Below are 5,985 nucleotides of genomic sequence, written 5' to 3'. Positions count from 1 at the left end.
TGGACGAGGGCTCCCGCGGCGGCCCGCCTGGCGCCGTGAATGTGCCTTAAAAACCTACAGCTTTTCGAGACGCTCGTCCCGCTTCTCCGCCTAGCTGGCGCTGCGCCTCTTTCCTGGGCAAACGGACCCTTCAGGCCGTCTCGCCAAGTCGTCTTGACGAGAACTGTCGCACGCGGCGCCTCGGCAGGGGTTAGTGGGGCACAATCGGGCCATGAGGCATTTGGGGTACACCCGCGTCAGTACCGCCAGTCAGGATGCGCAGCTGCAACTGGATGCTTTAGTTGTGGCCGGGGTGCAAAAGCGGGATGTGTTCTCCGATGTCACCTCGGGTAGCCGGACCGCGATCGAGCGCCCAGGAATGAAGCGTCTGCTCGACTACATCGAGCCCGGTGACACCGTCGTGGTGTGGCGCATCGACCGGCTTGGCCGATCCTTGATCGACGTCCTCAACACCGTGAACCTCCTTCGCGACAAGGGCGTGAAGATCCAATCGCTCTCAGACGGCATCGATCCGGAGACAACCACGGGACGGTTGATGCTGGGCATGCTCGCTACGCTCGCCGAGTACGAACGCGAACTGATCACCGAGCGAGTCAACGCCGGCATCGCCGCAGCGAAGCAGAACGGCACCCGGTTCGGTCGCCCTCCGGTCGATCCGGCAGTGATCGCTGAAAAGCTCAAGATCGCCCAGGACGCTCGAAGAAAGGGCCGTACCGCCGCGGAAGCAGCCAGCTTAGTCGGATGGTCCCGCGCCACGCTATACCGCCACCAACACGCCGCCCGTGAACGCAACCCCCACGACCCGGCTCTAGCGTGACAGAAGAACGCCGGCGCATCACGCGGTCACTGGTTAGGGAGCTCCGCATCTCAGAAGACTGGGTTACCCTAGCCGCCGCCGTAGGCCTCTTCGGCATCTCCTCCTTCACTGCCCGAAGCGCCGATCTGAAGCCCATCCTCGAGTGCGTCAACGGCAACCCGGCGATGCACCTGATCAGCGCCCACCTCGGCTATCGACGAATGCAAAAACCGATCCCCATCGAGCCGCTACTCAACGAGATCTTCGCCAAGCCAGAGTCATCCGACCGCGCTGCAGCGATGATGGAGTATCTCGTCGAGATCGACGACGAGCTCGCGTTTGACCCGTATGACTAGATTCCTCCCCTGGCACCACATTGGCCGGTCGCCCATGCCGTGCCGGACCACCACACGCATCGATCGCACGCCAGACGAACCTCTAAGCGACGCGTCTGATCACCGTCGCTGGACCTGACATCATGACGGTTGGGGCACGAAAATTACAAGGAGCGGTACAGAACTAGGCAGAAAGTGGTACTTTTGTGCCATGTCTCCCAATGATCGTGTCCACGGCCTCGTGGAGCTTGCTGCGGAGCAGGATGGGCTGGTGACGAGCAGGCAGGCTCGGTCGCAAGTCGGCATCACTCCACAAGACCTCAAGCGACTCGCTGATTCCGGGGTGCTGGAAAGACTCCACCACGGGATCTACCGCCTCACTCGCCTGCCCGACGACGAGCATCTCAATGAGCGTCTTGCCTGGATGGCGCTCGACCAGGACACGGTGACCTGGGAGCGACTCGATCAAGCTGTGCCCACCGGGGTGCTGTCGCATCGCACAGCGGCGCGGCTTCTCCATCTAGGCGATCTGAACGCGGACGAGGTGGAGCTTTCCACCACCCGCAGAGTCAGGCTGTCTATCCCCGGCGTGGTGACCCACCGGGCCGCGCTGGAGCGCGACGACTGGCAGGTAGTCGACAGGCTTCCGGTGACGACAGCGTCCCGCACGATCCGCGACTTGGCAGCCGCGGCGCTGGATGCCGGGCACCTCGCCTCGATCGTCCGTGACGCCCTCACCCGCGACCTGAGCATGGTGGAAGAAGTCACCGAAGCGCTCTCCCCCTTCGCTTTCAGTTACGGCCATCGAGCACTCGATGGCCAAGGGTTCCTCGACGCACTGATCGCCGAGGCAGGCGTTCCCGCCACCACGCTGGCGATGGCGGATATTGCGCGCAGGCAGCCGGCTGGCTCAATCAGCCAGTGGGCCGGCCTATTTGAGGATCTGAATCCGACCATTTCCGAGCAGCTCACGCGCCACATGACACAGTTCGGCTCCGTCTCGGCACGCGCGATGCTGGACGAGATGGCTCGTGCACCTATGCCCCCCATGCCAGACTTCAAGCTCACCGCGGCCGACAACGCCAAACTCTCGGAAGCATTCAAGGCTATGGATGTCTCAGCTGGGGCCAGACGCGCACTCGAGCGCTTCTGGGAAGGTAGCGAGTGAGCCCGACCCCGCGTACGCCAGCAGCGGTCCGGGCATCGGTGACCGATCGATTGAAGGCCCAGGCTCGCCAACAAGGCCAGAACGACCAGATAGCGCGTCGTCGCTTCGTGATGTCGCGTTTTCTGGCCAGGATCTTCGACGCTGATCCCCACGGATGGGTTCTCAAGGGCGGTGTCGGCATGATGGTTCGTCTACCTCACGCCCGCTACAGCCACGACATCGACCTCCTGGTCGCCGACGACTCAGTTGATCCCATCGACGACCTCCGTCGTGTCGCCCGCGACCACCATTTAGATCACTTCCGCTTTGAGCTCAGCCGTCCACGACAACTCAGTGGCGACAAAGGCACGACAGTGACCGTGTCCGCCTACCTGGGCGGACGTCGATTCGATACATTCTCGATCGACCTGGTAACCAGCCGACGTCCGCTTGTCGGCGATATCGAACGCCGCCCACTGCCCCGGCTCATCGACACCGACGACTTCCCACCTGAGGGACCCGTCCAGCTCTATCCTCTCGCCGATCAGATCGCCGACAAGCTGTGCGCTCTCTACGAGACGTTCGGACCGACTCGCCGTCCATCCGGACGCTTTCGCGACCTTGTAGATCTACTTCTCATCAGCGCATACCTACCAATTGATCTCGCACCCACAGTCGCCGCCGTCGAACGGGAGCGAGACCTTCGAGACATCTCCGACATGCCAGACACCCTCATCTCCCCGGGGCCTGACTGGACGACCCAGTGGGCTGCTACCGCGAGAAGTAGCCCCCTCACCCCAGAGCACTACGACCTCGACGCCGCGCTCGCCGACGCCGGGCGCTGCTACAACAGAATCCTCCAATCACTCCCCTCCGCTGGCACGCCGGCCGTGTGGGAGCATCACACTTCCCAATGGCGAGAAACCTTCAGCCAGCTGTGAACCGCCCGTCGTCCGCCCCGAGACTGCGGCCCCGTCCTTCCGACGATCTCGACTTGAATGAAACGCTGCTCCGACGCTTCATCTCTGCTGTCCGAACGTTAGAGCGCCAGGGTCGACAGCATGTTGGTCACGTAAGACACCAGAATTCCTGCGAATAGCAGGAATACGCCAGGCCACGGGCCATGCAACCGACGTGGCGTGGCCGGGAACTGGCTGTCCAGGAACGACAGGAGCGCACGCCTCTCGATAGCGGCAGCGGGGCCGTGATCGCTGACGAGTTTTTCGACAGTGTCAGGGCTGGTGAACTGCGTATACGCAGCCAGAAGAGATTGAAAACCGGGTGGGAGCATCGCACTGCGTGGCATCCCAGCTACTGGGGCGTGGAGCCTGCCGAGAGTCTTCTCGCGATCCGCGCTAATGGCGGAACGCTGTTCTTCGCGAACGCCCTCCGCCTCGACCAATGCGTCCTGAAACGTCGAAATGTTGTGTCGTGTGCGAATGGCCTCAACCACCAGGACAATACCGCCGCCCAGCTGGGCGATCAGGGCGAAAGTATGAAGCACAGCAATCGTTGCGACCACCTGCCAGACGATAGCGATCCGCTCCGACACTCCGCGTCGGCCGCGCGATGGACTGCTCCAGCGCGCCCTGGTCCAGTCCACGATTCCCCAACCTTGACCAAGCCGACAACCTTGGGCCGCCATCAGCGCCAGCGGGTGCGAATGCACTCCAGGCCCCACCAGGATCCGTGGCACAAATGTGCCGCGGGACCCTGCGACACAGCGCCGACGACGCTTCTCCGACCGTCCCGCACGGGTGTACCCCAACGACACGGGCGGTTGGTCAGAGGTATGACCCCGTTGTCGGAGGGCGGCCATATCGTTGGGGGCATGACTGAGAAGAAGCCCTACGAAGTGCCGACGGCCGGAATCGAGTACAACGAATTCGTCGGATCGCTGGGTCCATATGGGAACGGCAACCCAGTGAATACCGAACTGCACGTGCGGTACGGAATTCGAGGCGGCCGCTACTACGACTGGGCTATCAAGCTGATAGCTCGGGAGGGCGACGTCGACTCACTTCGCACCACAGGCGAGCGTCCGGTGCGGTACGTGATGGACTCCTTCTCGATCGAACAAGGAGCCGTCGTGCACCGAGTGCGCACCGGCCCCGGTCCGGAGGACTTCGATACGACCGTATCCAGGCGACTCTTCGCGGGCGACGGGCCTGTGGTGGACGCGGGCTACAGCTTCTTTCTAGGGCAGCTCGCGAATCAGTGGGATGCGCGGCACGAGACGCGAGATCCGCACACGGTCGCGACGTTCGGATTTGCGCAGCACAACCGCGACGCGGAGTTCCGCGAGGTCAAGTACCCATGGGTGCGCAACACCGTGGCATGTATCGACGACGATCCAGCTGACGACGTCGTGACCGAGCGCATGAAGCACTACTTCCCTGACGGCGGGACCGTGGCGGTGCACTGCCGGTCGGACGGACGAATGAAGTTCCTGAAGGTCGGTGCGGGAGCTGCGCCCGACGGTTCGAGTGACTCGACTACCGTCGACGAGGAGACGATGACCGCGACGGGGCACACGTCAATGGGCATGGTGGTCGACGCGATCTATTGCGCAGACGACTGGATCGACGACGAGTTGCTTCCCTAAGCCCCTCTGGGCAACCATTTGACTCCCTCGCATGCGAACCTACGCGCCGCGACGGAGAGTCAAATGTCGACATCCTCGAACAGCTTTCAGTAGTGCCCGAGCACGTCAACGCGCCTCTGGCTGGAAAGGCCTCGCCTCAAGTAATGCCGTTACTCGATCGCGACTCCTGGCTACCTCCGTAGCGGTAACGCACCTAAGCGTGAGCAGGTCGTGTATCGCAGCGAGGTCAGCTTCAAGTTGCCGGTTGAAGATCGGCTCATGGTGTGCAATCCGGTTACGCAATTTGCGAATCTTTTCCAGATCGCCGAACACGCGTTCACGCAGTTCAGGAACGGCCGCGCCGTCAGGGGCATTCGGGAACACGCGTAGGAGCTGCTCATCCCAGAGGGCGGCATCGAAGCGGCTGGTAAACAGCCTCTGCCAGAAGATAAATTTGACCTCGGGTATGACTTTTCCAGTCGTTGACTGCCTCTGGGCCTGATTACTTAGATCAGCCCGAGGGCTGTAACCGACAGCATCGTTCGGCAAGGTTCTTCTGAAGCTGGTCGACCAAGGCCAATTCGATCCGTAGTGAGCTGAAACTGCTTCAGCGGCGGCATTCCGAACGGCCACTTCACAGAGATGCAATGGAACCATGAAGGCTGCTGCGACCTCGGCGTTCCAAAGGTATAGCTTCAAGGACTCTCGGGTGCGCCGGGTTCCGAAGCCACTTGGCGTCGCGACGTCATACGTCGACATGCGAGGTGGAGTAATGGTCGCGCGAACAGCCTTGACCTGCCTCAACGGCAAAGTGTCAATATCCGAGAACATGGAGTAAGCTAAGCACTACGAGCTCTGAGCACACGTTGGTACCTCGCGTATCTCACTCGGAGACGACGGAATTACTTCCAAGGTGAGGCCCCTCGTCAGCTATGACGAAGGGGCCTCACCTGCATTTTCAGTCTCGCTCGCTGGAACCGTGGCTTCGCACCCACCTTCTGAGATGCGGACCTTGAGACTGCGTTCGCCATCCAAAGCTGAAGCATCTGCATCTGCATCTGGCCCCTCGTCGGTCTACTCATGCAGGCGACTGTCCGGCGGATGGCCATCCGCCGGACAGTCG

7 protein-coding genes are annotated in these 5,985 nt (G+C 61.9%); 5 read left to right on the top strand and 2 right to left on the bottom strand.

Going from position 1 to position 5,985, the window contains the following annotated elements; all coding sequences use genetic code 11:
* Positions 1-211 precede the first annotated feature (211 nt).
* The 4 genes from IY392_RS09975 to IY392_RS09960 all read left to right on the top strand — a co-directional run bounded on the left by IY392_RS09975 (position 212) and on the right by IY392_RS09960 (position 3,219).
* Positions 212-817, top strand: coding sequence for a recombinase family protein (locus IY392_RS09975; protein WP_194861119.1), 606 nt, complete (start codon positions 212-214; stop codon positions 815-817).
* A complete protein-coding gene (locus tag IY392_RS09970) occupies positions 814-1,152 on the top strand; it encodes a hypothetical protein (protein ID WP_194861118.1) in 339 nt (112 codons plus the stop codon). The genes IY392_RS09975 and IY392_RS09970 overlap by 4 nt, the downstream gene beginning before the upstream one ends.
* Positions 1,153-1,342: 190 nt before the next feature.
* Positions 1,343-2,299: a type IV toxin-antitoxin system AbiEi family antitoxin domain-containing protein gene (locus IY392_RS09965; RefSeq protein ID WP_194861117.1), complete on the top strand. Its 957-nt coding sequence runs from the start codon at positions 1,343-1,345 to the stop codon at positions 2,297-2,299.
* Between the two features lie 38 nt (positions 2,300-2,337).
* Positions 2,338-3,219 carry a nucleotidyl transferase AbiEii/AbiGii toxin family protein gene (locus tag IY392_RS09960; protein WP_309234138.1) on the top strand — a complete coding sequence of 294 codons (882 nt, stop codon included), beginning with the start codon at positions 2,338-2,340 and terminating at the stop codon, positions 3,217-3,219.
* Between the two features lie 98 nt (positions 3,220-3,317).
* On the opposite strand, the gene IY392_RS09955 is transcribed toward IY392_RS09960, so the two are convergent.
* Positions 3,318-3,800 (bottom strand): hypothetical protein, encoded by a 483-nt coding sequence (locus IY392_RS09955; RefSeq protein ID WP_194861115.1) that lies wholly within the window; start codon positions 3,798-3,800, stop codon positions 3,318-3,320.
* A gap of 309 nt (positions 3,801-4,109) precedes the next feature.
* On the opposite strand from IY392_RS09955, the gene IY392_RS09950 reads away from it, so the two are divergent.
* The gene (locus IY392_RS09950) at positions 4,110-4,883 is read left to right on the top strand and encodes a hypothetical protein (protein WP_228549247.1); all 774 of its coding nucleotides are present in this window, start codon (positions 4,110-4,112) and stop codon (positions 4,881-4,883) included.
* Positions 4,884-4,988: 105 nt separating this feature from the next.
* Here the strand turns inward: IY392_RS09950 and IY392_RS09945 are convergent, their stop codons facing one another.
* Positions 4,989-5,621: a hypothetical protein gene (locus IY392_RS09945; protein WP_194861114.1), complete on the bottom strand. Its 633-nt coding sequence runs from the start codon at positions 5,619-5,621 to the stop codon at positions 4,989-4,991.
* Positions 5,622-5,985: the final 364 nt, after the last annotated feature.

The organism is Dietzia sp. SYD-A1 (assembly GCF_015356725.1).
Lineage (GTDB): Bacteria > Actinomycetota > Actinomycetes > Mycobacteriales > Mycobacteriaceae > Dietzia.
Note: the sequence above shows the minus strand (reverse complement) of the source record. Positions and strands in the feature narration are given on the sequence as shown.